The organism is Ectopseudomonas alcaliphila (assembly GCF_900101755.1).
Classification (GTDB): Bacteria; Pseudomonadota; Gammaproteobacteria; order Pseudomonadales; family Pseudomonadaceae; genus Aquipseudomonas; species Aquipseudomonas alcaliphila.
The window spans coordinates 133519-156712 of record NZ_FNAE01000003.1; the positions used below are offsets into that span (position 1 = coordinate 133519).

The 23194-nt window shown below is 61.7% G+C and carries 21 protein-coding genes; 16 read left to right on the forward strand and 5 right to left on the reverse strand.

Translation table 11 applies throughout. The features are described 5' to 3' along the window. Genes BLR77_RS12300 through BLR77_RS12315 form a run of 4 tightly spaced genes read left to right on the forward strand, consistent with a single transcriptional unit; the run spans position 1 to position 3188 of the window. Positions 1-591, forward strand: a complete 591-nt coding sequence (locus BLR77_RS12300) for a DUF1287 domain-containing protein (RefSeq protein ID WP_074678155.1) — start codon at positions 1-3, stop codon at positions 589-591. After that, on the forward strand, positions 588-1022 hold the full coding sequence (locus tag BLR77_RS12305; protein WP_074678157.1) for a thiol-disulfide oxidoreductase DCC family protein: 435 nt from the start codon (positions 588-590) through the stop codon (positions 1020-1022). Before BLR77_RS12300 ends, BLR77_RS12305 begins: the two co-directional genes overlap by 4 nt. Next, positions 1015-1422 (forward strand): DoxX-like family protein, encoded by a 408-nt coding sequence (locus tag BLR77_RS12310; protein WP_074678899.1) that lies wholly within the window; start codon positions 1015-1017, stop codon positions 1420-1422. The genes BLR77_RS12305 and BLR77_RS12310 overlap by 8 nt, the downstream gene beginning before the upstream one ends. Positions 1423-1430: 8 nt before the next feature. Beyond that, positions 1431-3188 carry an ABC transporter transmembrane domain-containing protein gene (locus BLR77_RS12315; RefSeq protein WP_074678159.1) on the forward strand — a complete coding sequence of 586 codons (1758 nt, stop codon included), beginning with the start codon at positions 1431-1433 and terminating at the stop codon, positions 3186-3188. Positions 3189-3407: 219 nt separating this feature from the next. Here the strand turns inward: BLR77_RS12315 and rhtA are convergent, their stop codons facing one another. The 3 genes from rhtA to BLR77_RS12330 form a co-directional block, all read right to left on the reverse strand. Continuing rightward, positions 3408-4259, reverse strand: coding sequence for a threonine/homoserine exporter RhtA (gene rhtA / locus BLR77_RS12320; protein WP_074678161.1), 852 nt, complete (start codon positions 4257-4259; stop codon positions 3408-3410). Positions 4260-4333: 74 nt separating this feature from the next. Further along, on the reverse strand, positions 4334-4615 hold the full coding sequence (ppnP, locus tag BLR77_RS12325; protein WP_003459961.1) for a pyrimidine/purine nucleoside phosphorylase: 282 nt from the start codon (positions 4613-4615) through the stop codon (positions 4334-4336). Between the two features lie 121 nt (positions 4616-4736). Then, the gene (locus BLR77_RS12330) at positions 4737-5285 is read right to left on the reverse strand and encodes a 3'-5' exonuclease (protein WP_074678163.1); all 549 of its coding nucleotides are present in this window, start codon (positions 5283-5285) and stop codon (positions 4737-4739) included. Between the two features lie 288 nt (positions 5286-5573). Here BLR77_RS12330 and BLR77_RS12335 point away from each other — a divergent pair, with 288 nt between their 5' ends. The 3 genes from BLR77_RS12335 to BLR77_RS12345 all read left to right on the forward strand — a co-directional run bounded on the left by BLR77_RS12335 (position 5574) and on the right by BLR77_RS12345 (position 7583). Beyond that, positions 5574-6446 carry an NAD(P)-dependent oxidoreductase gene (locus tag BLR77_RS12335; RefSeq protein ID WP_074678165.1) on the forward strand — a complete coding sequence of 291 codons (873 nt, stop codon included), beginning with the start codon at positions 5574-5576 and terminating at the stop codon, positions 6444-6446. A gap of 219 nt (positions 6447-6665) precedes the next feature. Beyond that, complete coding sequence (locus tag BLR77_RS12340; RefSeq protein ID WP_074678167.1) at positions 6666-6917, forward strand: YkgJ family cysteine cluster protein; 252 nt, start codon at positions 6666-6668, stop codon at positions 6915-6917. Between the two features lie 66 nt (positions 6918-6983). Beyond that, positions 6984-7583: an START domain-containing protein gene (locus BLR77_RS12345; protein ID WP_083366067.1), complete on the forward strand. Its 600-nt coding sequence runs from the start codon at positions 6984-6986 to the stop codon at positions 7581-7583. Between the two features lie 66 nt (positions 7584-7649). Here the strand turns inward: BLR77_RS12345 and gltA are convergent, their stop codons facing one another. Then, positions 7650-8933 (reverse strand): citrate synthase, encoded by a 1284-nt coding sequence (gene gltA, locus BLR77_RS12350; protein ID WP_074678169.1) that lies wholly within the window; start codon positions 8931-8933, stop codon positions 7650-7652. Positions 8934-9295: 362 nt separating this feature from the next. Here gltA and sdhC point away from each other — a divergent pair, with 362 nt between their 5' ends. The 9 genes from sdhC (at position 9296) to sucD (ending at position 20840) form a co-directional block, all read left to right on the forward strand. Then, on the forward strand, positions 9296-9670 hold the full coding sequence (sdhC, locus tag BLR77_RS12355) for a succinate dehydrogenase, cytochrome b556 subunit (protein WP_013715379.1): 375 nt from the start codon (positions 9296-9298) through the stop codon (positions 9668-9670). Beyond that, a complete protein-coding gene (gene sdhD, locus BLR77_RS12360; RefSeq protein ID WP_074678171.1) occupies positions 9664-10032 on the forward strand; it encodes a succinate dehydrogenase, hydrophobic membrane anchor protein in 369 nt (122 codons plus the stop codon). Before sdhC ends, sdhD begins: the two co-directional genes overlap by 7 nt. A gap of 3 nt (positions 10033-10035) precedes the next feature. Next, positions 10036-11808: a succinate dehydrogenase flavoprotein subunit gene (sdhA, locus tag BLR77_RS12365; RefSeq protein WP_003459985.1), complete on the forward strand. Its 1773-nt coding sequence runs from the start codon at positions 10036-10038 to the stop codon at positions 11806-11808. Positions 11809-11819: 11 nt separating this feature from the next. Further along, the gene (locus BLR77_RS12370; RefSeq protein WP_013715382.1) at positions 11820-12527 is read left to right on the forward strand and encodes a succinate dehydrogenase iron-sulfur subunit; all 708 of its coding nucleotides are present in this window, start codon (positions 11820-11822) and stop codon (positions 12525-12527) included. 249 nt (positions 12528-12776) lie between these two features. Continuing rightward, on the forward strand, positions 12777-15608 hold the full coding sequence (locus tag BLR77_RS12375; RefSeq protein WP_074678173.1) for a 2-oxoglutarate dehydrogenase E1 component: 2832 nt from the start codon (positions 12777-12779) through the stop codon (positions 15606-15608). A gap of 64 nt (positions 15609-15672) precedes the next feature. Then, entirely contained in the window at positions 15673-16899 is a 1227-nt protein-coding gene (gene odhB / locus BLR77_RS12380) for a 2-oxoglutarate dehydrogenase complex dihydrolipoyllysine-residue succinyltransferase (RefSeq protein ID WP_074678175.1), read from the forward strand. A gap of 66 nt (positions 16900-16965) precedes the next feature. After that, complete coding sequence (lpdA, locus tag BLR77_RS12385; RefSeq protein ID WP_074678177.1) at positions 16966-18402, forward strand: dihydrolipoyl dehydrogenase; 1437 nt, start codon at positions 16966-16968, stop codon at positions 18400-18402. A gap of 384 nt (positions 18403-18786) precedes the next feature. Beyond that, entirely contained in the window at positions 18787-19953 is a 1167-nt protein-coding gene (gene sucC, locus BLR77_RS12390) for an ADP-forming succinate--CoA ligase subunit beta (protein WP_074678179.1), read from the forward strand. After that, complete coding sequence (gene sucD, locus BLR77_RS12395) at positions 19953-20840, forward strand: succinate--CoA ligase subunit alpha (protein ID WP_059392427.1); 888 nt, start codon at positions 19953-19955, stop codon at positions 20838-20840. The genes sucC and sucD overlap by 1 nt, the downstream gene beginning before the upstream one ends. A 186-nt stretch (positions 20841-21026) precedes the next feature. On the opposite strand, the gene BLR77_RS12400 is transcribed toward sucD, so the two are convergent. Then, on the reverse strand, positions 21027-23117 hold the full coding sequence (locus BLR77_RS12400; protein ID WP_074678181.1) for a TonB-dependent receptor family protein: 2091 nt from the start codon (positions 23115-23117) through the stop codon (positions 21027-21029). Between the last annotated feature and the right edge of the window lie 77 nt (positions 23118-23194).

The following is a 23194-nucleotide window of genomic DNA, read 5'->3' on the forward strand; positions in this document are numbered from 1 at the left end:
ATGCGAATGGTGATCGCACTGCTGGCCTGGTCGCTGGCTTTTGCCGTGCAGGCTATCGAGGCGGACAGGCTGGTGCTGGATGCGCGCAAGCAGGTCGGTGTGACCTTGAGCTATGACCCGGCCTATCGACAGCTGAGTTATCCGGGCGGCGACGTACCCATGGCCACCGGCGTGTGTACCGACGTGGTGATCCGTGCGTTGCGTCAGCAGGGGCTGGATCTGCAGGAAGCGGTACATCGCGACATGCGTGGCAGCTTCGCCAGCTATCCGAAGAACTGGGGGCTGAGCCGCCCGGACAGCAATATCGACCACCGCCGCGTGCCCAACCTGATGACCTGGTTCTCGCGTCAGGGCTGGTCGCTACCGGTAAAACAAGATGCCGCGGCATACCAGGCCGGCGATATCGTGACCTGGGATCTGGGGCGTGGCCTCACCCATATCGGTATCATCAGTGATCGTCAGGCTGCAACGGGTACGCCACTGGTGCTGCACAACATCGGTCGTGGCACGCAGGAGGAGGACATTCTGTTCGCCTACCGCATTACCGGACACTACCGTCCGCTTGCCCAGCAGGCGAGTGCTGCTCAATGACCTCTCGGCCGCTAGCGCCGGGTCTTGCCGCTGGCGAGCGCGTGGTGCTGTTCGACGGCGTCTGCCGGCTTTGCAACGGCTGGGCGAAGTTCCTCATCCGTCATGATCGGCAGCGGCAGTTTCGCCTGGCCTCGGTGCAATCGGTGCAGGGCCAGGCATTGCTGGCCTGGTATGGGCTGCCGACCGACCGTTTCGACACCATGGCGCTGATCGATGAGGCGGGGCTGCATGTACGCTCGAACGCGCTGCTGCGCATCCTTGCTCGCCTGCCACAGCCCTGGCGTGCGCTTGCCTGGCTGCGCCTGATTCCGCGCCCGCTGCGCGATGGGTGCTATGACCGCATCGCGCTGAATCGCTACCGCCTGTTCGGGCGGCATGAGGTTTGCCTGCTGCCCAGCGCCGACCATGCCGAGCGCTTTCTGCATGACTGAACGGCGCCTGGCGCAGATCGCCTGGCTCGCTCGATTGGCTCTGGCACTGGTATTCATCTGGCATGGGCTGGCGCCGAAGATTCTCTGGCTCAGCCCTGACGAGGTGGCGATGATCGCGGCGCATGACCTGCCTGATCATCTGCTGTTCGCGCCAGAGCTGATCGCGGTTGTCGGCGGTGTTGCCGAGATCCTTCTGGGCATCCTGCTGCTGACGGTGCGGCGTCAGCGTTGGCCCTTGCTGGTCGCTGGCGGGGTGTTGTTGGTGCTGCTGCTTGATGTTGCGCTGCTGAGCCCCCATCTGTTGATTCAGGCGTTCAATCCGCTTTCGACCAACCTGGCTGCGCTGGCCCTTTGCGCCGTGGCCTGGCTGGCTGAGGCGCCCTCGGCTGCTGATTCCTGAGACCTGTCATGACATCGATGCTTTCTTCTCGCCAGCGTGGCGCCATACGCCTGGCCTGGCGCTTCATCGCGCCTTATCGCGGGCGGGTGCTGGGTGCGCTGCTGGCCCTGATGTTCACGGCGGCGATCACCCTGTCCATGGGCCAGGGCATCAAGCTGCTGGTGGATCAGGGCCTGGCCACGCAGTCGCCGGCAGCGTTGCGGCAGTCGCTGCTGCTGTTCTTCGTACTGGTGCTGGCGTTGGCGTTCGGCACCTATACGCGTTTCTATCTGGTGTCGTGGATCGGCGAGCGGGTGGTGGCCGATATTCGCCGGCGGGTGTTCGATCATCTGATCGAGTTGCATCCCGGCTTCTACGAAAGCAATCGCAGCTCGGAAATCCAGTCGCGGCTGACGGCTGACACGACCTTGCTGCAGTCGGTGATCGGCTCGTCGCTGTCGATGGCGCTGCGCAACCTGATCATGCTGATCGGCGGCAGCGTGCTGCTGGTGGTCACCAATCCCAAGCTCAGCGGTATCGTGCTGCTGGCCCTGCCGCTGGTGGTGGCGCCGATCCTGCTGTTCGGTCGCCGTGTGCGTGCGCTGTCACGGCAGAGTCAGGACCGCGTGGCCGATGTCGGCAGTTATGTCGGCGAGGTGCTCGGGCAGATCAAGACGGTACAGGCCTACAACCATCAGGACGAGGACAAGCGCCGTTTCGGCGAGTCCGCCGAGGCGGCCTTCGATGTGGCACGCAAGCGCATCGCCCAGCGTTCGTGGTTGATCACCGTGGTCATCGTGCTGGTACTCGGCGCTGTGGGGGTGATGCTCTGGGTTGGTGGCATGGACGTGATCGCCGGACGCATCTCTGGCGGCGAGCTGGCGGCCTTTGTGTTCTACAGCCTGATCGTTGGCTCGTCCTTCGGCACGCTGAGCGAGGTGATCGGTGAGCTGCAGCGCGCCGCAGGGGCTGCTGAGCGTATCGGCGAGCTGCTGCGCGCCAGTAACGCCATCGTGGCGCCAGAACAGCCGCAGCATCTGCCACAGCCGGTACAGGGGCGTATCGAGCTGCAGGGCGTGCGTTTCGCCTATCCGTCGCGTTCTGACAGCTACGCCATCGATGGCGTCGATCTGCAGGTGGCGGCCGGTGAAACGCTGGCGCTGGTCGGGCCGTCCGGGGCTGGCAAGTCGACGCTGTTCGACCTGCTGCTGCGTTTCTTCGATCCGCAGGGCGGGCGCATTCTCATCGACGGTGTGCCGATCGATCGGCTCGACCCGCGTGAGCTGCGCGCCAGTTTCGCGCTGGTTTCGCAGAATCCTGCGCTGTTCTTTGGCTCGGTCGAAGACAACATCCGCTACGGCCGCCTCGATGCCAGCCAGGCTGACGTTGAGGCCGCAGCTCGGGCAGCCCACGCCCATGAGTTCATCCAGCGCCTGCCGCAGGGTTACCAGACCCACCTGGGGGAGGCCGGGCTCGGGCTTTCCGGGGGCCAGCGTCAGCGCCTGGCGATTGCCCGTGCCTTGCTCGCCGATGCGCCGATCCTGCTGCTCGATGAGGCCACCAGCGCGCTGGATGCCGAGAGCGAGCACCTGATTCAGCAGGCGCTGCCGTCACTGATGGCCGGGCGCACCACCTTGGTGATCGCCCATCGCCTGGCCACCGTCAAGCAGGCGGATCGTATCGCGGTGGTCGAACAGGGCCGTTTGGCTGCCATCGGCCGTCACACCGAGCTGATCGAGAGCAGCCCGCTCTATGCGCGATTGGCCGAGTTGCAGTTCGGTACGTAACAGGCCGTTGAAAAACGTAGGCGACGACTGCATGGATGCAGGAGGTAGAGCGAAGCAGGAAGCTCGAGCCGAGGTAGGCAAGACAATACCGATGGCGGCCCCGCAAAAACGACTGAAAAAGCGGAGCTTACGTGTTGTAAGTGAGCATTTTGACTGGGCTCGCACGCGAGGTCGTTTTTAACGCAGTATTGCCTACGCAGGTAGTTTTTCAGCGGCCTGTTAGCTCTTGGGCCTGATAGTGGCGGCTGCCCCGGCCGAGGCGATGATGATCGCACCGACGGCCAGCCACTGGCCCCAGAGCAGCTTCTCACCGAGAAAGGCCAGGCCGCACATTGCGGCGACTGCCGGCTCCAGGCTCATCAGCACGCTGAAGGTCCGCGCTGGCAGGCGCGTCAGCGCAACCATTTCCAGGCTGTAGGGCAGGGCCGAGGACAGCACCGCGACGCCGAGGGCGATGGGCAGCAGGTCCACGCTCAGCAGGTCGCTACCGGCGTGCCAGACCCCGATGGGCAAGACCAGCAAGGCAGCGACCCAGGTGCCCAGAGCGACGGTATGGCGGCCATGCTGGGCGCCGGCTTTCTGCCCGAAGACGATGTACAGCGCCCAGCATACTCCCGCACCGAGGGCCAGGGCTGCGCCGAGTGGGTCGATGGCGCTTTGCGTGGCGCCGGTTGGCAGCAGCATCCACAGACCGGCGATGGCCAGAATCACCCAGACGAAGTCCAGCAGGCGGCGTGAGGAAAACAGCGCCAGAGCCAGTGGACCGGTGAATTCCAGCGCCACGGCGATGCCCAGTGGAATGCTCTGCAGCGACATGTAGAACATCAGGTTCATGCCGCCCAGCGCCAGGCCGTAGGCGAGCAGGGCATGGCACTTGCGTAGATCCAGCTTGGCCCGCCAGGGCTGCATCACCAGCGACAGAATGATCGCGCCGAGCACCAGGCGCAGGGCTGTGGTGCCTTCGGCGCCGACCAGCGGGAACAGGTTCTTGGCCAGCGACGCGCCGCTCTGGATCGAGACCATGGCCACCAGCAACAAGGCAATGGGAACGAGAAGTGCACTGCGTGGCATGGGGCTATGTCCTGGTGATGATCATCAAAGAAAAAACCGGCCGCTGGGGCCGGTTCTTCGAGGCGCCTGGTGGCTTAGCGATATTCGCAGAGGTAGGCAGTATCCACCGCGACCTTGAGCTGGAACTTGCTGTTGGCCTCGACGGTGAACTTGCTGCCGGCTTCGAAGGTGTTCCAGCTGTCGCTGCCCGGCAGTTTGACGGTCAGGGCGCCGGCGACGACATGCATGACTTCCAGTTGGCTGGTGCCGAATTCGTATTCGCCCGGGGCCATTACGCCGATGGTGGCAGGGCCTTCAGCCATGGTGAAACCGATGGATTTGACGGTGCCGTCGAAGTATTCGTTGACCTTGAACATCTGCGATTCCTCGAAAGGGGTTGGAAAAGTTGCAGGGAGCCATTCTGAACGTCGCGTAGCGACGTCCCGAAGGCAGGCCTTAAAAGGGTCGCCAGTATGCCCAAGCGGCTTTTCTTCGTCATCAGTCTTTGAGAGGCAGTACCAGCGGCAACAGGCGCGCGGTGTTGCGTGCATCTTCCAGGGCGCGGTGCTGCTGTCCCTGAAACTGCATGCCGGCCAGCTGCAGCGCGCTGTGCAGGCCGACCGGACGCTGTAGTTGGCGCGCCTTGACGAAAGCCTGCTTGAGGTTGAGGTGCGGCACGTCAGCCAGCAGGCTATGCAAGTGGTGCTGGCGCCACTCTTGTTCCAGTTGACGGCGGTCGTAATCGCCCCAGCTGCTCCAGCCGACCAGGCGCGAGGCGTGCTGCATCAGCCAGCGTTCGAATTGGGCCCAGACCTGCGGCAATGGCGCTGCACCGTCGACATCGGCCTGGCTGATGTGGGTGAGCTCGCGACAGAAGTCGGTCAGGCACGGGCGGCGTTGTGGTTTGACGATGCGCTGAAAGTGGTCGCGCTCATGGCCATCCACGCCTACCAGACTGGCGCCGATCTCGATGATTTCCATTTCTTCCATCGCCCAGCCGCCCTCATCGGTGGTGGCCTCCAGGTCGATGACTAGCCAATGCCCCATGGGCGCTCCTTAGAATCTGTCTGCGATCTGTTGCGCTTCGGCCCCGCTGCGTGGAAAAGGTTCCAGCTTGCATCAGGGCCAGACTCAAGCCCCCGTTCTGCAAGGAACCGCAGGCAGTATGGAAGGCCTTTTCGACCAGGGCAAACGTCGCGCAGCGACGATTTCTGATGTCCTCCCATGGTGGAGGGTGGCGCGTAGCGCTGGATGAGGGGCGGGTGTGCTGCAAAAGCTTTGATGATTCGCGCCACGCCCGTTAGGCTCTGGCGCCTATATCTGCAGGAGGTTGCTATGGCAAAGGTCGCGTTTCTCGGTTTGGGCGTCATGGGGTATCCGATGGCCGGGCATCTCGCCCGTAAGGGTCATCAGGTGACGGTCTATAACCGCTCGCCGGGCAAGGCCGAGCAGTGGATGGGGGAATATGCCGGTAGCAGTGCGCCGACCCCGTGTGAGGCGGTGGCGGGCGCCGAGCTGGTGATGTGCTGTGTCGGCAACGATGACGACCTGCGCAGCGTGATTCTGGGCGAGCAGGGCGCGTTCGCCGGCATGGCGCCGGGCGCCATTCTGGTCGACCACACTACGGCTTCTGCCGATGTGGCGCGTGAGCTGGCAGCCCTCGCGACCGAGCGCGGCCTGGGGTTTCTCGATGCGCCGGTATCCGGCGGCCAGGCTGGTGCGGTCAATGGCGTGCTGACCGTGATGGTTGGTGGTGAGGCTGAAACCTACGCAGTGGCCGAGCCGGTCATCCAGAGCTACGCGCGAATGATGCGTCTGATGGGGCCGGCTGGTAGTGGCCAACTGAGCAAGATGGTCAACCAGATCTGCATCGCCGGCCTGGTTCAGGGGCTGGCAGAGGCGCTGAACTTCGCTCAGTGCGCAGGGCTGGATGGCCATGCCGTGGTCGATGTGATCAGCAAGGGCGCGGCGCAGTCCTGGCAGATGGAGAATCGCTACAAGACCATGCTGGCTGGCGAGTTCGATTTCGGTTTCGCGGTCGACTGGATGCGCAAAGATCTGTCGATCCTGCTCGAAGAGTCGCGTCGCAACGGCGCACAGCTGCCGGTCACGGCGCTGGTCGATCAGTTCTACGCCGACGTTCAGGCCATGGGTGGCGGTCGCTGGGACACTTCCAGCCTGCTGGCTCGTTTGCAGCGTAACCGCTGATCGTGAAAGGCCTCGACGGACGACGCGCGCCTCATTAGCAGGCCGTTGAAAAAAACGTAGGCGAGGCAGCCAGTGCAAGGCAAAAACAGCCGAAAAAGCGCAGTTTACGTTTCGTAAATGAGCATTTTGAGGCTGTTTTTAACGCAGCAATGGCAACGTAGGTAGTTTTTCAGCGGCCTGTTAGGATCGCCGCCGTTCGTTTGTAGTCGAGGTCGTTTCATGGAGTGTCGTGCCGGTTGCGGTGCCTGCTGCATCGCGCCTTCAATCAGTTCACCGATTCCGGGTATGCCTGACGGCAAGCCCGCCGGTGTGCGCTGTATCCATCTCAATGCCGAGTTTCTCTGCGCCATCTTCGGTCGTCCCGAGAGGCCCGCAGTGTGCGCCGGGTTCAAGGCGGAAGAGCAGCTGTGCGCTGCTGATCGCGAAAGCGCCATTCGTTTGCTGGGTTGGCTGGAGCAGGCGACTGCGTGACGATGTGAACCGCTTGTGGCCCGTGCGGGTCGAAACGCAAACGATCCCACCGGGAGTTGCTCGAAGATGATGCGTTTTTCCGTTCTGGCGATGATGTTGTGTGCGGCCGCTATCCAGGCTGACGAGAGGCAGTGGCAGCTGGAGCGCGAAGAGGACGGTGTGAGCGTCTACCTGGCCGACGTGCCTGGGTCCAAGTACAAGGCTTATCGCGGCGTGGTGACGATCAACGCAGACCTGGCCGCGGTGCAGGCCGTGCAGGAGGATGTCACGGGGTCTTGTTCCTGGATTTTCAGCTGCCAGCAGCAGCGGCTGCTCGAGACCGATGGCGATGTGAGCGAGCTGTACACCCGTTTCGAAATGCCCTGGCCGGTGAAGGCGCGTGATTCGGTGATTCAGGTGACCACGCGCACCGATGGCGATGGTGGCGTCACGCGTCTGCTCAAGGCGGTGCCGCAGCGTTTACCGGAGGAAAAGGGCTTCGTGCGGGTGCAGCGGGTCGATGGTCAGTGGCGTCTGAAGCCGCTCGGCGAGGGCCGGGTGGAGGTGATCTACGAGGTGCACACCGAGCCGGGCGGAAGCGTGCCTTCGTGGTTGGCCAACAGTTTTGTCGTCGATGCGCCACTGCAGACGCTACAGGGCTTGCGAGCGAAGGTGGAAGGGCGTTGAGTTAGATACTCGCCAGACAATAAAAAAGGCTGCCAGATTGGCAGCCTTTTTCGTCTCGCGGCGCTATCAGTCGCGATTGCTCGGCAGATCGCGCTGCTCGTAACCGGTGTACAGCTGGCGCGGACGGCCAATCTTGTACGGACCCGAGAGCATTTCCTTCCAGTGCGAGATCCAGCCCACGGTACGTGCCAGGGCGAAGATAACGGTGAACATCGAGGTCGGAATGCCGATGGCCTTGAGGATGATGCCCGAGTAGAAGTCCACGTTCGGGTACAGGTTGCGCTCTTTGAAGTACGGATCGGTCAGGGCGATCTCTTCCAGGCGCATGGCCAGTTCCAGCTGCGGGTCATTGGTGATGCCCAGCTCGCCGAGAACTTCGTCGCAGGTCTGCTTCATCACGGTAGCGCGCGGGTCGCGGTTCTTGTACACGCGGTGACCGAAGCCCATCAGCTTGAACGGGTCGTTCTTGTCCTTGGCCTTGGCGATGAACTTGTCGATGTTCGAAACGTCACCGATCTCGTCGAGCATGGCCAGTACGGCTTCGTTGGCGCCGCCGTGTGCCGGGCCCCACAGTGCGGCGATACCGGCTGCGATACAGGCGAACGGGTTGGCGCCCGAAGAGCCAGCCAGGCGTACGGTGGAGGTGGAGGCGTTCTGCTCATGATCGGCATGGAGGATGAAGATCTTGTCCATCGCCTTGGCCAGCACCGGGCTGATCGGTTTGATCTCGCACGGGGTGTTGAACATCATGTGCAGGAAGTTTTCCGCGTAATTCAGGTCATTGCGCGGGTACATCATGGGCTGGCCCATGGAGTACTTGTAGGTCATGGCGGCGATAGTCGGCATCTTGGCCACCAGGCGCATGGCCGAGACTTCGCGGTGCTGCGGGTTATTGATGTCCAGCGAGTCGTGATAGAAGGCGGACAGGGCACCAACCACGCCGCACATGATGGCCATCGGGTGGGCATCGCGGCGGAAACCGTTGAAGAAGGTCTTCAGCTGCTCGTGAACCATGGTGTGGTTCTTGATGGTGCTGACGAATTTGGCCTTCTCTTCCTTGCTCGGCAGTTCGCCATTGAGCAGCAGGTAGCAGGTTTCCAGGTAGTCGGATTGCTCGGCGAGCTGTTCGATGGGGTAGCCGCGGTGCAGCAGGATCCCCTGGTCGCCATCGATATAGGTGATCTTCGACTCGCAAGAGGCGGTCGACATGAAACCAGGATCAAAGGTGAACCGACCCGTGGCGGTCAGGCTCCGCACATCGATTACATCGGGACCAACAGTGCCGGTCAGAACGGGCAGTTCGACGGGGGCATTGCCCTCGATGATCAACTGCGCTTTTTTGTCAGCCATATGTGGCCTCCTAGTTATGCTTGAAATCATCAGACAGCCCCCCACGCAGGGCCCGCACCACTATAGTGGGATAAATCCGAAAGTCAATTTGCGAGAACCCAGGCAGTAGAAGGGTTTGAACGGTATTTTCAACGAAAAAAGGGCGCTATTTACGCCATTTGTTTAAAGGCTGCAATGCGCTTTTTGGGGGAGGGCATTGCATTGTCATTAGTCTGCTAACTGTCTATACTCTGCGCCCGACCGCCAGGGGCTTTGCGGCCATATCATGGCGGTCGTCACTCCTTGGGTGATGGGTACCTGACCAGTGCACTTCCCAACAACTTTGCCCTGATAGTTAGGGGCTCTCAGTGTGATAAAAAGCCGTGAATAGCCAACGACCTGTAAACCTAGACCTTAGGACTATCAAGCTCCCAGTCACCGCTTACACCTCCATTCTTCACCGTATCTCCGGTGTCATCCTCTTTGTCGGTATCGCCATCCTGCTGTTCGGCCTCGACAAGTCGCTGACCTCCGAAGAGGGCTTCGCCCAGGTGAAAGAATGCCTGACCAGCCCGCTGGCCAAGTTCGTGATCTGGGGTCTTCTGTCCGCTCTGCTGTATCACCTGGTGGCCGGCGTGCGCCACTTGATCATGGACATGGGCATCGGCGAGACGCTGGAAGGCGGCAAGCTGGGCTCGAAAATCGTCATCGCCGTTGCGGCGGTCGTGATCGTGCTGCTGGGGGTGTGGATATGGTAACTAATGTCACGAATTTCTCGCGTTCGGGCCTCTATGACTGGATGGCTCAGCGCGTTTCTGCGGTCGTTCTCGCGGCTTACACGCTGTTTCTGCTGGGCTATGTGATCTGTAATCCGGGTATGGGCTACGCCGAATGGCATGGTCTGTTCTCGCATACCGCAATGCGCATCTTCAGCCTGCTGGCCCTGGTTGCACTGAGTGTGCACGCCTGGGTTGGCATGTGGACCATTTCCACCGACTACCTGACGCCGATGGCGCTGGGCAAGTGGGCGACTGGTGTGCGTTTCCTGTTCCAGGCCGTATGTGGCATCGCGATGTTCGCGATGTTCGTCTGGGGCGTGCAGATTCTGTGGGGTCTCTGATTCATGGCTAGCATCCGTACTCTTTCCTATGACGCCATCATCGTTGGTGGCGGCGGCGCCGGCATGCGTGCTGCGCTGCAACTGGCTCAGGGCGGTCACAAGACTGCCGTGGTCACCAAGGTGTTCCCGACTCGTTCGCACACCGTTTCCGCTCAGGGTGGCATCACCTGCGCCATCGCTTCGGCCGACCCGAACGATGACTGGCGCTGGCACATGTACGATACCGTCAAGGGTTCCGACTACATCGGTGACCAGGACGCTATCGAGTACATGTGTTCCGTAGGCCCGGAGGCCGTGTTCGAGCTCGAACACATGGGTCTGCCGTTCTCCCGTACCGAGCAGGGTCGTATCTACCAGCGTCCGTTCGGCGGTCAGTCCAAGGGTCCGGACAATCCGACCCAGGCTGCTCGTACCTGCGCTGCTGCCGACCGTACCGGTCACGCGCTGCTGCACACCCTGTATCAGGCCAACCTGAAAGCCGGCACCTCGTTCCTCAACGAGTGGTACGCGGTTGATCTGGTGAAGAACCAGGACGGCGCCATCGTCGGCGTCATCGCCATCTGCATCGAGACTGGCGAAACCGTCTACATCCGCTCCAAGGCCGTGGTTCTGGCCACCGGCGGTGCGGGTCGTATCTACGCCTCCACCACCAACGCCCTGATCAACACCGGTGACGGCGTGGGCATGGCCCTGCGTGCCGGTGTGCCGGTGCAGGACATCGAAATGTGGCAGTTCCACCCGACCGGTATCGCCGGCGCTGGTGTACTGGTCACCGAAGGTTGCCGTGGCGAGGGTGGTTACCTGATCAACGCCCATGGCGAGCGTTTCATGGAGCGTTATGCGCCGAACGCCAAAGACCTCGCTGGTCGCGACGTGGTGGCTCGTTCGATGGTCAAGGAAGTCATTGCCGGCAACGGCTGTGGCCCGGACAAGGACCACGTACTGCTGAAGCTCGACCACCTCGGCGAAGAAGTGCTGCACAGCCGCCTGCCAGGTATCTGCGAACTGTCCAAGACCTTCGCTCACGTCGACCCGGTCGTCGCTCCGGTTCCGGTGATCCCGACCTGCCACTACATGATGGGCGGCGTGCCGACCAACATTCATGGTCAGGCCATCACCCAGGACGCCAACGGCAACGACAAGATCATCGAAGGTCTGTTCGCTGTAGGTGAAGTGGCGTGCGTATCGGTACACGGTGCCAACCGTCTGGGCGGCAACTCGCTGCTCGACCTGGTGGTATTCGGTCGTGCTGCTGGCCTGCACCTGGAAAAAGCGCTGAAAGAAGGCGTGGAAGTCCGTGGTGCCAGCGAAACCGACATCGAGCAGTCGCTGTCGCGTCTGGCTGGCGTCAACGAGCGCAGCACTGGCGAAGACGTCGCCCCGCTGCGTAAAGAGCTGCAACAGTGCATGCAGAACTACTTCGGTGTATTCCGTACCGGCGAATACATGCAGAAGGGCATCCAACAACTGGCCGACCTGCGTGAGCGCATCGCGAAAGTCAAAATCGCGGACAAGAGCCAGGCGTTCAACACTGCGCGTATCGAAGCGCTGGAACTGCAGAACCTCCTCGAAGTCGCTGAAGCGACCGCGGTCGCGGCCGAGGCTCGTAAAGAGTCCCGTGGCGCCCACGCTCGTGAAGACTTCGAGGAGCGCGACGATCAGAACTGGCTGTGCCACTCCCTGTACTTCCCAGGCGAGAAGCGCGTAGCCAAGCGTGACGTGAACTTCGCGCCGAAGACCGTTCCAGCATTTGAACCCAAGGTTCGGACTTATTAAGGGTGACTGATATGTTGCAAGTCAGTGTGTATCGCTACAACCCGGAGAAGGACGCTGCTCCGTTCATGCAGGACTTCCAGGTCGACACCGGCGGCAAGGACATCATGGTCCTCGACGTGCTGGCGCTGATCAAGGAGCAGGACGAAGGCTTCTCCTACCGTCGCTCCTGCCGTGAAGGCGTATGTGGCTCCGACGGCATGAACATCAACGGCAAGAACGGCCTGGCCTGTATCACGCCGATCTCTGCTGCCGGCCTCAAGGGCGGCAAGCTGGTGATTCGTCCGTTGCCGGGTCTGCCGGTCATTCGTGACCTGGTCGTCGACATGAGCATCTTCTACAAGCAGTACGAGAAGGTGCAGCCGTTCCTGCAGAACGACACCCCGGCTCCGGCCATCGAGCGTCTGCAGTCGCCGGAAGAGCGCGAGAAGCTCGACGGCCTGTACGAGTGCATTCTGTGTGCGTGCTGCTCGACCAGCTGCCCGTCGTTCTGGTGGAACCCAGACAAGTTCCTCGGTCCCGCTGCACTGCTGCAGGCCTATCGCTTCCTGGCCGACAGCCGTGACACCAAGACCGCTGAGCGTCTGGCCTCACTGGACGATCCGTTCAGTGTGTTCCGCTGCCGCGGCATCATGAACTGCGTGAACGTCTGCCCCAAGGGTCTGAATCCGACCAAGGCGATCGGCCACGTGCGTAACATGCTGCTGCAGAGCGGTACCTGATTCGCAAGTTGCTATACCTGTAACACCTGCGAGTCCGGCTCAGGCCGGCCTCGCAGTAAAGCCAGAGCCACAGCCCACAAAGCCGTGGCTCATACTCGAAAAATATGACGACCAGCAGGGGCATCCGGGCTGGTACCCGGACTATCTGCGGGAACCCAAGTGGCTTTATCCGAGTCGCAGCATCATGACTTTGATTGGAGCCATGCGGTATTCACGCCGGTGGTGTCCCCTTACCGAGGGTGACCAAGCATGCAAGAAAGCGTGATGCAGCGCATGTGGGACAGTGCCCACCTATCCGGTGGCAACGCTGCCTACGTGGAAGAGCTCTACGAGCTCTACCTGCACGATCCCAACGCTGTGCCAGAAGAGTGGCGCACTTACTTCCAGAAGTTGCCGACCGACGGCAGCGCTGCAACGGACGTATCGCATTCGACCATTCGCGATCATTTCGTCCTGCTCGCCAAGAATTCGCGTCGTGCCCAGCCGGTTTCCGCCGGGGCCGTCAGCAGCGAGCACGAAAAGAAGCAGGTGGAAGTGCTGCGCTTGATCCAGGCCTACCGCATGCGTGGCCATCAGGCCGCCCAGCTCGACCCTCTGGGTCTGTGGGTGCGCACTGCGCCGTCTGACCTGTCGATCAATCACTATGGCCTGACCGACGCGGATCTGGACACCACATTCCGCACTGGTGAGTTGTATATCGGCAAGGAAGAGGCAACGCTACGCGAAATCCGCGATGCGCTGCAGCAGACATATTGTCGCACCATCGGTGCCGAGTTCACCCACATCGTCGACTCCGGTCAGCGCAACTGGTTCGCCCAGCGCCTGGAAAGCGTGCGCGGTCGTCCGCAGTTTTCCGCCGAAGTGCAGGCGCATGTGCTCGAGCGCGTCACGGCTGCCGAAGGTCTGGAAAAGTACCTGGGTACCAAATACCCGGGCACCAAGCGTTTCGGTCTGGAGGGCGGCGAGAGCCTGATCCCGCTGCTGGACGAAATCATCCAGCGCTCCGGCTCCTACGGCACCAAGGAAGTGGTCATCGGCATGGCCCACCGCGGCCGTCTGAACGTTCTGGTCAACACCTTCGGCAAGAACCCGCGCGACCTGTTCGACGAGTTCGAAGGCAAGAAGACCGAAGGTCTGTCGTCCGGTGACGTGAAGTACCACCAGGGTTTCTCTTCCAACGTCATGACTGCCGGTGGTGAAGTGCACCTGGCGCTGGCGTTCAACCCCTCGCACCTGGAAATCGTTTCCCCGGTGGTCGAGGGCTCGGTACGTGCCCGTCAGGACCGTCGTAGCGACACCAGCGGCGAAAAGGTACTGCCGATCTCCATCCACGGCGATGCTGCTTTCGCCGGTCAGGGTGTGGTCATGGAAACCTTCCAGATGTCGCAGACCCGCGGCTACAAGACTGGCGGTACCATCCACATCGTGATCAACAACCAGGTCGGTTTCACCATCAGCAACCCGCTGGACGCGCGCTCCACCGAGTACGCGACCGATGTGGCGAAGATGATCCAGGCGCCGATCTTCCATGTGAATGGCGACGATCCGGAAGCCGTGCTGTTCGTCACTCAGCTCGCTGTCGACTACCGCATGCAGTACAAGCGTGACGTGGTCATCGACCTGGTCTGCTACCGCCGTCGTGGTCACAACGAGGCCGACGAGCCGAACGGTACCCAGCCGCTGATGTACCAGCAGATCGCCAAGCAGCGCACCACCCGTGAGCTGTACGCTGACGCGCTGATTGCAGCTGGCGTGCAGAGCAGCGATGACGTGCAGGCCAAGATCGACGAGTACCGCACCGCGCTGGACAACGGCCAGCACGTGGTCAAGAGCCTGGTCAAGGAGCCTAACAAGGAACTGTTCGTCGACTGGCGTCCATACCTGGGCCACGCCTGGACCGCGCGTCACGACACCCGTTTCGATCTGAAGACCCTGCAGGACCTGTCTTCCAAGCTGCTGGAAATCCCTGAAGGCTTCCTGGTTCAGCGTCAGGTGGCGAAGATCCTCGAAGACCGTCAGAAGATGGGCGCAGGCGGCTTGCCGATCAACTGGGGCTTCGCCGAGACCATGGCTTACGCCACTCTGCTGGTCGAAGGTCACCCGATCCGCATGACCGGTCAGGACATTGGCCGCGGTACCTTCTCGCACCGTCACGCGGTGCTGCACAACCAGAAGGATGCCTCGACCCACGTTCCGCTGAAGAACCTGTACGAAGGTCAGCCGAAGTTCGAACTGTACGACTCCTACCTCTCCGAGGAAGCGGTACTGGCCTTCGAATACGGCTACGCCACCACCACGCCGAACGCGCTGGTGATCTGGGAAGCTCAGTTCGGCGACTTCGCCAACGGTGCCCAGGTGGTATTCGACCAGTTCATCTCCAGCGGCGAGACCAAGTGGGGCCGCCTCTGCGGTCTGACCGTTCTGCTGCCGCACGGCTACGAAGGGCAGGGGCCTGAGCACAGCTCGGCGCGTCTGGAGCGTTACCTGCAACTCTGTGCCGAGCACAACATGCAGGTCTGCGTACCGACCACCCCGGCACAGGTCTACCACATGCTGCGTCGCCAGGTGATCCGTCCGCTGCGCAAGCCGCTGGTGGTGCTGACGCCGAAGTCGCTGCTGCGTCACAAGCTGGCCATCTCGACCCTGGAAGATCTGGCCGAAGGCTCGTTCCAGACCGTGATCGGCGAGATCGATTCGCTGGACCCGAAAAAGGTCGAGCGTCTGGTGCTGTGCAGCGGCAAGGTTTACTACGACCTGCTGGAGAAGCGTCGTGCCGAGGGGCGCGAAGACATCGCCATCATTCGTATCGAGCAGCTCTATCCGTTCCCGGAAGACGATCTGGCCGAGGCGCTGGCGCCGTACAAGAACCTCAAGCACATCGTCTGGTGTCAGGAAGAGCCGATGAACCAGGGCGCCTGGTACTGCAGTCAGCACCATATGCGTCGCGTCGCCACCGCGCACAAGAAGGCTCTGTTCCTCGAGTACGCCGGTCGTGATGCGTCGGCAGCGCCAGCTTGTGGTTATGCGTCGATGCACGCCGAGCAGCAGGAAAAACTGCTGCAGGACGCCTTTACTGTTTAACGCCTTCATCCGGTAGGTGGCGAGTGCCGCCTACCGGTAAACCGAATTTAAGGAAACGCATACAATGGCTATCGAGATCAAAGCCCCAACCTTCCCGGAATCGGTTGCCGACGGCACCGTGGCCACCTGGCACAAGAAGCCGGGCGAAGCCGTCAAGCGCGACGAGCTGATCGTTGACATCGAAACCGACAAGGTAGTGATCGAAGTACTGGCCGAGGCCGATGGTGTTCTGGCTGAAATCATCAAGAACGAAGGCGACACCGTTCTCTCCAACGAGCTGCTCGGCAAACTGACCGAAGGTGGCGCTGCCGCCGCTGCTCCTGCTGCCGCTCCGGCCGCTGCCGCCGCTCCGGCTCAGGCTGCTGCCCCGGCCGCAGCTGGCGACGACGCCATCCTCTCGCCGGCCGCGCGCAAGCTGGCCGAAGAGAACGGTATCGACCCCAGCAGCATCTCCGGCACTGGTAAAGGTGGCCGTGTGACCAAGGAAGACGTGGTCGCTGCCGTCGAAGCCAAGAAGAACGCTCCGCCCGCCGCTGCCAAGCCTGCCGCTGCTCCGTCCGCTGCCGCTGCTGTCGTCGCCACTGGCGACCGCACCGAGAAGCGTGTGCCGATGACCCGCCTGCGCGCCAAGATCGCCGAGCGCCTGGTCGAGGCTCAGTCCTCCATGGCCATGCTGACCACCTTCAACGAAGTCGACATGACCGAAGTCATGGCCCTGCGTTCGAAGTACAAGGATCTGTTCGAGAAGTCCCACAACGGCGTGCGCCTGGGCTTCATGTCGTTCTTCGTCAAGGCCGCTACCGAAGCCCTGAAGCGCTTCCCGGCAGTCAACGCCTCGATCGACGGCAACGACATCGTTTACCACGGCTATGCCGACATCGGTGTTGCCGTGTCCAGCGACCGCGGCCTGGTGGTTCCGGTACTGCGTAACGCCGAGCAGATGAGCCTGGCTGAAATCGAGAGCGGCATCGCCACCTTCGGCAAGAAAGCCAAAGACGGCAAGCTGTCGATCGAAGAAATGACCGGCGGCACCTTCACCATCACCAACGGTGGTACCTTCGGTTCGATGATGTCGACTCCGATCGTCAACCCGCCGCAGGCAGCCATCCTGGGTATGCACAACATCATCCAGCGCCCGATGGCTATCAATGGTCAGGTGGTGATCCGTCCGATGATGTATCTGGCGCTGTCTTATGACCACCGCCTGATCGATGGTAAGGAAGCCGTGACCTTCCTGGTGACCATCAAGAACTTGCTTGAAGACCCGGCTCGCCTGCTGCTGGAAATCTAAAAGCCAGTCTCCTCCACGGCGGCCCTGTTCTCAGGGCCGTCCGGTTTATTCGAGAAGGAATACGTTATGACCCAGAAATTCGACGTGGTAGTCATCGGTGCCGGCCCTGGTGGCTATGTAGCCGCCATCAAAGCAGCGCAACTCGGCCTGAAGACCGCCTGCATCGAGAAGTACCAGGGCAGCGACGGCAAGGTCGCCCTCGGCGGCACCTGCCTGAACGTCGGTTGCATTCCTTCCAAGGCGCTGCTGGACAGCTCCTGGAAGTACCACGAAGCGAAAGACGGCTTCGCCGTACATGGTATCGAAGCCAAGGGCGTGACCATCGACGTCCCGGCCATGGTGGCGCGCAAGAACACCATCATCAAGAACCTCACCGGTGGTGTTGCCGGCCTGTTCAAGGCCAATGGCGTGACCCTGCTCGAAGGCCACGGCAAGCTGCTGGCTGGCAAGCAGGTCGAAGTCACCGGCACCGACGGTAAGAGCCAGGTGGTCGAAGCGGCTCACGTGATCATCGCCTCTGGCTCCAAGCCGGTCGAGATTCCGCCGGCCCCGGTCGATCAGGACGTGATCGTCGACTCCACCGGTGCCCTGGAATTCCAGAGCGTACCGAAGAAGCTGGGCGTCATCGGCGCTGGCGTGATCGGTCTGGAGCTGGGCTCGGTATGGGCCCGCCTGGGTTCCGAAGTCACCGTCCTGGAAGCCATGGACAAGTTCCTCGCTGCTGCCGACGAGCAGGTCGCCAAGGAAGCCCAGAAGACCCTGACCAAGCAGGGCCTGGACATCCGCCTGGGCGCTCGCGTGACTGGTTCGGAAGTCAAGAAGAAGCAGGTTATCGTCAGCTTCACCGACGCTAATGGCGAGCAGAAGATGACCTTCGACAAGCTGATCGTGGCCGTAGGTCGTCGCCCGGTGACCACCGACCTGCTGGCTTCCGACAGCGGTGTGGACCTGGACGAGCGTGGCTTCATCTTCGTCAACGACCAGTGCGAAACCAGCGTTCCGGGCGTTTACGCCATCGGTGACGTGGTGCGTGGCGCCATGCTCGCGCACAAGGCCTCGGAAGAGGGCGTGATGGTTGCCGAGCGTATCGCTGGCCACAAGGCGCAGATGAACTACGACCTGATCCCGTCCGTGATCTACACCCACCCGGAAATTGCATGGGTCGGCAAGACCGAGCAGCAGCTGAAGGCCGAAGGCGTTGCCGTCAACGTCGGCACCTTCCCGTTCGCTGCCAGCGGTCGCGCCATGGCGGCCAATGACACCGGCGGCTTCGTCAAGGTCATCGCTGACGCCAACACCGACCGCGTACTGGGCGTTCACGTGATCGGCCCAAGCGCTGCCGAGCTGGTACAGCAAGGCGCAATCGGCATGGAATTCGGCACCAGCGCCGAAGACCTGGGCATGATGGTCTTCTCCCACCCGACCCTGTCCGAGGCGCTGCACGAAGCGGCCCTGGCGGTCAACGGTGGCGCGATCCATATCGCCAACCGCAAGAAGCGCTAAGAACCGATATACGATCTGCTGCGCGTCGGCTAAACGGCGTTGAAAACGGCCTCGGAATGCTCATTTACAGATGTAAACTCCGCTTCCTCGGCCCTTTTCGCCACCGTTTATCTCTAGCTCGCCAGATCGTAAACCGGCTCTAGGCGTCAGAAGTGGCCGGATCGTGCGGCCGCTCAAATTGTTGTAAGCCGCCGTGGTAGGCGGGGCGTCGTGTAATCGCCTCATCGCTACGGTGGTGTTTGCAAGCAGAACCACGTCGGGTAGCCCGCGTCGAGTTCGACTCGCGGCGGAAGGCCCGGCGGACTGCTTCGGCAGTCACAGGTGGCGCGGTATCACAAGTACAGCGCCGAATGCGCAATACCTAAACGAAGACGGTAGACAAGCATGAATCTTCACGAGTATCAGGGTAAGCAGCTGTTCGCTGAATACGGCCTGCCCGTATCCAAGGGCTTCGCGGTAGACACCCCGGAAGAAGCCGCAGAAGCCTGCGAAAAAATCGGCGGCAGCGAGTGGGTCGTCAAGGCTCAGGTCCACGCTGGTGGCCGCGGTAAAGCCGGTGGCGTAAAGCTGGTCAAGAGCAAAGAAGACGCCAAGGCCTTCGCCGCCAACTGGCTGGGCAAGCGTCTGGTGACTTACCAGACTGACGCCAATGGTCAGCCGGTCAGCAAAATCCTGGTCGAATCCTGCACCGACATCGCCAAGGAACTGTACCTGGGCGCTGTAGTGGACCGTTCCAGCCGTCGTATCGTGTTCATGGCTTCCACCGAAGGTGGCGTGGACATCGAGAAAGTGGCCCACGATACCCCTGAGAAAATCCTCAAGGCCACCGTTGATCCGCTGGTTGGCGCGCAGCCGTTCCAGGGCCGTGAGCTGGCTTTCCAGCTGGGTCTGGAAGGCAAGCAAGTCGCTCAGTTCGCCAAGATCTTCGTAGGTCTGGCCAAGCTGTTCAAGGATCACGATCTGGCTCTGCTGGAAGTCAACCCGCTGGTCATCAAGGCCGACGGCGACCTGCACTGCCTGGACGCGAAGATCAACATCGACGCTAACGCCATGTACCGTCAGCCGAAGCTGAAAACCTTCCACGACCCGTCGCAGGACGATCCTCGTGAAGCCCACGCTGCCAGCTTCGAGCTGAACTACGTGGCCCTGGAAGGCAACATCGGCTGCATGGTCAACGGTGCCGGTCTGGCCATGGGTACCATGGACATCGTCAACCTGCACGGCGGCAAGCCAGCCAACTTCCTCGACGTAGGTGGCGGCGCAACCAAAGAGCGCGTGACCGAAGCCTTCAAGATCATCCTGTCCGACAGCAACGTCGCTGCCGTTCTGGTGAACATCTTCGGCGGCATCGTTCGTTGCGACATGATTGCCGAAGGCATCATCGGCGCCGTGAAAGAAGTCGGCGTGAAGATTCCGGTGGTCGTCCGCCTGGAAGGTAACAACGCTGAGCTGGGCGCCAAGGTCCTGGCTGAAAGCGGCTTGAACATCATCGCGGCAACCAGCCTGACCGACGCTGCTCAGCAAGTCGTCAAAGCTGCGGAGGGCAAGTAATGAGCGTCCTGATCAATAAAGACACCAAAGTCATCTGCCAGGGCTTCACTGGCTCGCAGGGTACTTTCCACTCCGAACAAGCCATCGCCTACGGCACCAAGATGGTTGGCGGCGTGACTCCGGGCAAAGGTGGCACCACCCACCTGGGCCTGCCAGTGTTCAACACTGTCAAAGAAGCCGTCGAAGCCACCGGCGCTGACGCTTCGGTCATCTACGTTCCGGCTCCGTTCTGCAAGGACTCGATCCTGGAAGCTGCCTTCGGCGGCATCAAGCTGATCGTCTGCATCACCGAAGGCATTCCTACCCTGGACATGCTGGATGCCAAGGTCATCTGCGACGAGCTGGGCATTACCCTGATCGGCCCGAACTGCCCGGGCGTGATCACTCCCGGCGAGTGCAAGATCGGCATCATGCCGGGTCACATCCACCTGCCAGGCAAAGTAGGCATCGTGTCGCGTTCCGGCACCCTGACCTATGAAGCCGTGAAGCAGACCACCGACGCCGGTTTCGGCCAGTCCACCTGCGTGGGCATCGGCGGTGACCCCATCCCGGGCTCCAACTTCATCGATATCCTGAAACTGTTCCAGGAAGATCCGAAGACCGAAGCGATCGTCATGATCGGTGAGATCGGCGGTTCGGCTGAAGAAGAAGCGGCTGCCTACATCAAGGCCAATGTCACCAAGCCTGTAGTTTCCTACATCGCTGGTGTGACCGCTCCTCCCGGCAAGCGCATGGGCCATGCTGGCGCCATCATCTCCGGCGGCAAGGGCACTGCAGACGAGAAATTCGCTGCGCTGCAGGACGCTGGTGTGAAAACCGTGCGTTCCCTGGCTGACATCGGCAAGGCCCTGGCCGAGCTGACCGGTTGGGAAGTCAAGAAGGCCTAAGCCTTCGCTGACTGCTCGCAAAAAGACCACCTTCGGGTGGTCTTTTTGTTTCTGAACACCCTGTGTAGCAGGTCAGTTCCACTTGCTCTCGGCCATCTCACACAGAGGGGGTAGGGGGGGCGGTTATCGAGCCTCAGGGGCAGGTGTTGAGGCACGCGAAGCGCCTTCTACAGCGTGTCGCCGGGCTTAATCGAACTGGTACTGCACGCCTGCGCCGACATACCAGGCGCGCTCCGGGCCGGGTTCGTAGTAGCGACCGTTACCATCACCGACTATCACCGAGCCGATGTACTCGCGATCCAGCAGGTTGTCGATGCGCAGCACCTGGTTGAAGGTCAGCGCACCGGCCTTCTGCTCGAAGCGTGCCTGCCAGTTGAACAGCGCATGGCTGGGCGCGGCCTTGGCCGTATTGCTGTCTTCGACGTAGAGCTTGCTGCGATACAGGCCTTCGACGGCGGTGCTGAAGCCCTCAACCGGTTGCCAGGCCAGCTCGCCATATAGCGTGCGGGCGGGAATGCCGGGCAGGTGGTTACCGTCTTCGATCAGCCGGCCGTTGCTGGTGAAATCCTTGCTGTAAGTGGCAGCGATCTGGGTGTAGGCGAGATTGGCGCGCAGGGTGTCGCTGAGGCGGCTTTCCAGTGCCAGCTCGACGCCCCGGCGGCGGGTCTGCGCGGCGTTCTGGAAGCGACTACGGCCACCGCTGGCCGACTCCACCACCAGTTCATCATCCGTATCGATCTGGAACAACGCCAGTTGCAGGCTGGCTGCTTGTGCGAGACGGGCCTTGAGGCCGACTTCGATCTGCTCGCTGGTGGCTGGTTTCAGGTCGAAGCCGAAGCTGTTATCGGGGCCGGAATAGGACAGCTCGTTCAGTGTGGGCGTCTCCAGCCCCTTGCCCCAGCTGGCATAGACATTCAGGTTCGACAGAAGGGCGTAGCTGGCGCCAAGAGTGGGCGTCAGCTTGCGGTAGGTGACCGAACCGCTGTCGTCGAGGTTGTTGCCCTGGATGAAGCGGTCGTCGACCTTGAATTTCACCTCGCTATGGCGCAAGCCCGCCTGCAGATCGAGTTTGCCCAGTTGCCAGGCAGCCTGCAGATAGGGCGACAGGCTGGTGACCTCGTTACGCTCGTCGCGACGCAGGTTGCCTTTCACGCCCAGAGTGCTGCCGACGAAGTTCTCATAGCCCTGACGGTCGTCACGCGAGTAGTCGTAATCCAGGCCGGTGGTGACAGTGAGCAGGCTACTGCCGAGGTCGAAGGATTGAATCCAGCGGTTGCCGATGCCGTGGAAGCGGCGTTCGAAGTCGATCACGCCACCGGACTGAGAGGCTGGTGTCTGCGCGGCGACAGGGATCGACTGGTACTGAATCACCCGTCGTGTGCCGCTGTAGACCGTGCTCTGCCAGGTGCCGGCGGTGAAGCTGCGCTCGTAGTTGAGGGCGAACTGGCGATGATCGACGGTCTTGCGCGTATCGAACTGCAGTGCGCTGGGGGCGGCGGCGCGGCGATCGCTCTGTACCTGAGACCAGGTCAGACCCTGCGGGTCTTGCGTGTCGTTCTGATCCAGTTCGCTGAAACTCAGGCTCAGCTTGCTGGCGTCATCCGGGTAGAGGGTCAGCTTGGCGAAGGTCTTGTCGAGGATGGCGCCGCTGTGATCACGGTAGCCGTCGGTCTCGAAGTGCGAGCGGTTGATGATGAAACCGGCCCTGTCGTTGCCGCCTTCGGCGGAGACGCGGGTACGGCTGGTGCCGTAAGCGGCCTGGGAAGTGTCGAGCGCGACCTTGGGTGCGCCTTCGCCATCGCGTGAGAACAGCTGGATCACGCCGCCAGAGTTGCTGCCATAGACACTGGCGAAGGGACCGCGCAGTACTTCGATGCGTTCCAGGGTGTCGAGGTCGAAGGTTGCCGCCTGGCCCTGGCCATCGGGGTTGGACAGCGGCACGCCGTCAGCCAGCAGCTTGATGCCGCGAATGCCGAAGGCCGAGCGGGCACCAAAGCCGCGTGAGGATATCTGCAGGTCCTGCGCGTAGTTCTGCCGATTCTGCACCACCAGCCCCGGCACGCTGCCGAGCGCCTCGGAAAGGTTGACGCCGGGTTTGCCCAGGGTGGCCTGTTCGGTATCGATACGGTTGACGGAGAAGGGCAACTGCCAGCCGCTGGCCTGATAACGGCTGCCGGTCACCACTAGCGGGTCGGCCTGGTAGGTCGCGTTTTCGGCCTGTGCAGCCAGTGGCAGGAACAGCGTGGGCAGCCAGACGCAGCGTCTAAGCCGGTGCATAAGCGAATTATCTCTCTCGTGGCGGGTAGGCGATCTTGAACGTGTCAGTCAGCAGCGGACCAGCGCTGAGTGATGAT

Coding starts and splice junctions, on each gene's coding strand:
- BLR77_RS12300 (WP_074678155.1), top strand. CDS start 1: ATGCGAATGGTGATCGCACTGCTGGCCTGGTCGCTGGCTTTTGCCGTG.
- BLR77_RS12305 (WP_074678157.1), top strand. CDS start 588: ATGACCTCTCGGCCGCTAGCGCCGGGTCTTGCCGCTGGCGAGCGCGTG.
- BLR77_RS12310 (WP_074678899.1), top strand. CDS start 1,015: ATGACTGAACGGCGCCTGGCGCAGATCGCCTGGCTCGCTCGATTGGCT.
- BLR77_RS12315 (WP_074678159.1), top strand. CDS start 1,431: ATGACATCGATGCTTTCTTCTCGCCAGCGTGGCGCCATACGCCTGGCC.
- rhtA (WP_074678161.1), bottom strand. CDS start 4,259: ATGCCACGCAGTGCACTTCTCGTTCCCATTGCCTTGTTGCTGGTGGCC.
- ppnP (WP_003459961.1), bottom strand. CDS start 4,615: ATGTTCAAGGTCAACGAATACTTCGACGGCACCGTCAAATCCATCGGT.
- BLR77_RS12330 (WP_074678163.1), bottom strand. CDS start 5,285: ATGGGGCATTGGCTAGTCATCGACCTGGAGGCCACCACCGATGAGGGC.
- BLR77_RS12335 (WP_074678165.1), top strand. CDS start 5,574: ATGGCAAAGGTCGCGTTTCTCGGTTTGGGCGTCATGGGGTATCCGATG.
- BLR77_RS12340 (WP_074678167.1), top strand. CDS start 6,666: ATGGAGTGTCGTGCCGGTTGCGGTGCCTGCTGCATCGCGCCTTCAATC.
- BLR77_RS12345 (WP_083366067.1), top strand. CDS start 6,984: ATGATGCGTTTTTCCGTTCTGGCGATGATGTTGTGTGCGGCCGCTATC.
- gltA (WP_074678169.1), bottom strand. CDS start 8,933: ATGGCTGACAAAAAAGCGCAGTTGATCATCGAGGGCAATGCCCCCGTC.
- sdhD (WP_074678171.1), top strand. CDS start 9,664: ATGGTAACTAATGTCACGAATTTCTCGCGTTCGGGCCTCTATGACTGG.
- sdhA (WP_003459985.1), top strand. CDS start 10,036: ATGGCTAGCATCCGTACTCTTTCCTATGACGCCATCATCGTTGGTGGC.
- BLR77_RS12370 (WP_013715382.1), top strand. CDS start 11,820: ATGTTGCAAGTCAGTGTGTATCGCTACAACCCGGAGAAGGACGCTGCT.
- BLR77_RS12375 (WP_074678173.1), top strand. CDS start 12,777: ATGCAAGAAAGCGTGATGCAGCGCATGTGGGACAGTGCCCACCTATCC.
- odhB (WP_074678175.1), top strand. CDS start 15,673: ATGGCTATCGAGATCAAAGCCCCAACCTTCCCGGAATCGGTTGCCGAC.
- lpdA (WP_074678177.1), top strand. CDS start 16,966: ATGACCCAGAAATTCGACGTGGTAGTCATCGGTGCCGGCCCTGGTGGC.
- sucC (WP_074678179.1), top strand. CDS start 18,787: ATGAATCTTCACGAGTATCAGGGTAAGCAGCTGTTCGCTGAATACGGC.
- sucD (WP_059392427.1), top strand. CDS start 19,953: ATGAGCGTCCTGATCAATAAAGACACCAAAGTCATCTGCCAGGGCTTC.
- BLR77_RS12400 (WP_074678181.1), bottom strand. CDS start 23,117: ATGCACCGGCTTAGACGCTGCGTCTGGCTGCCCACGCTGTTCCTGCCA.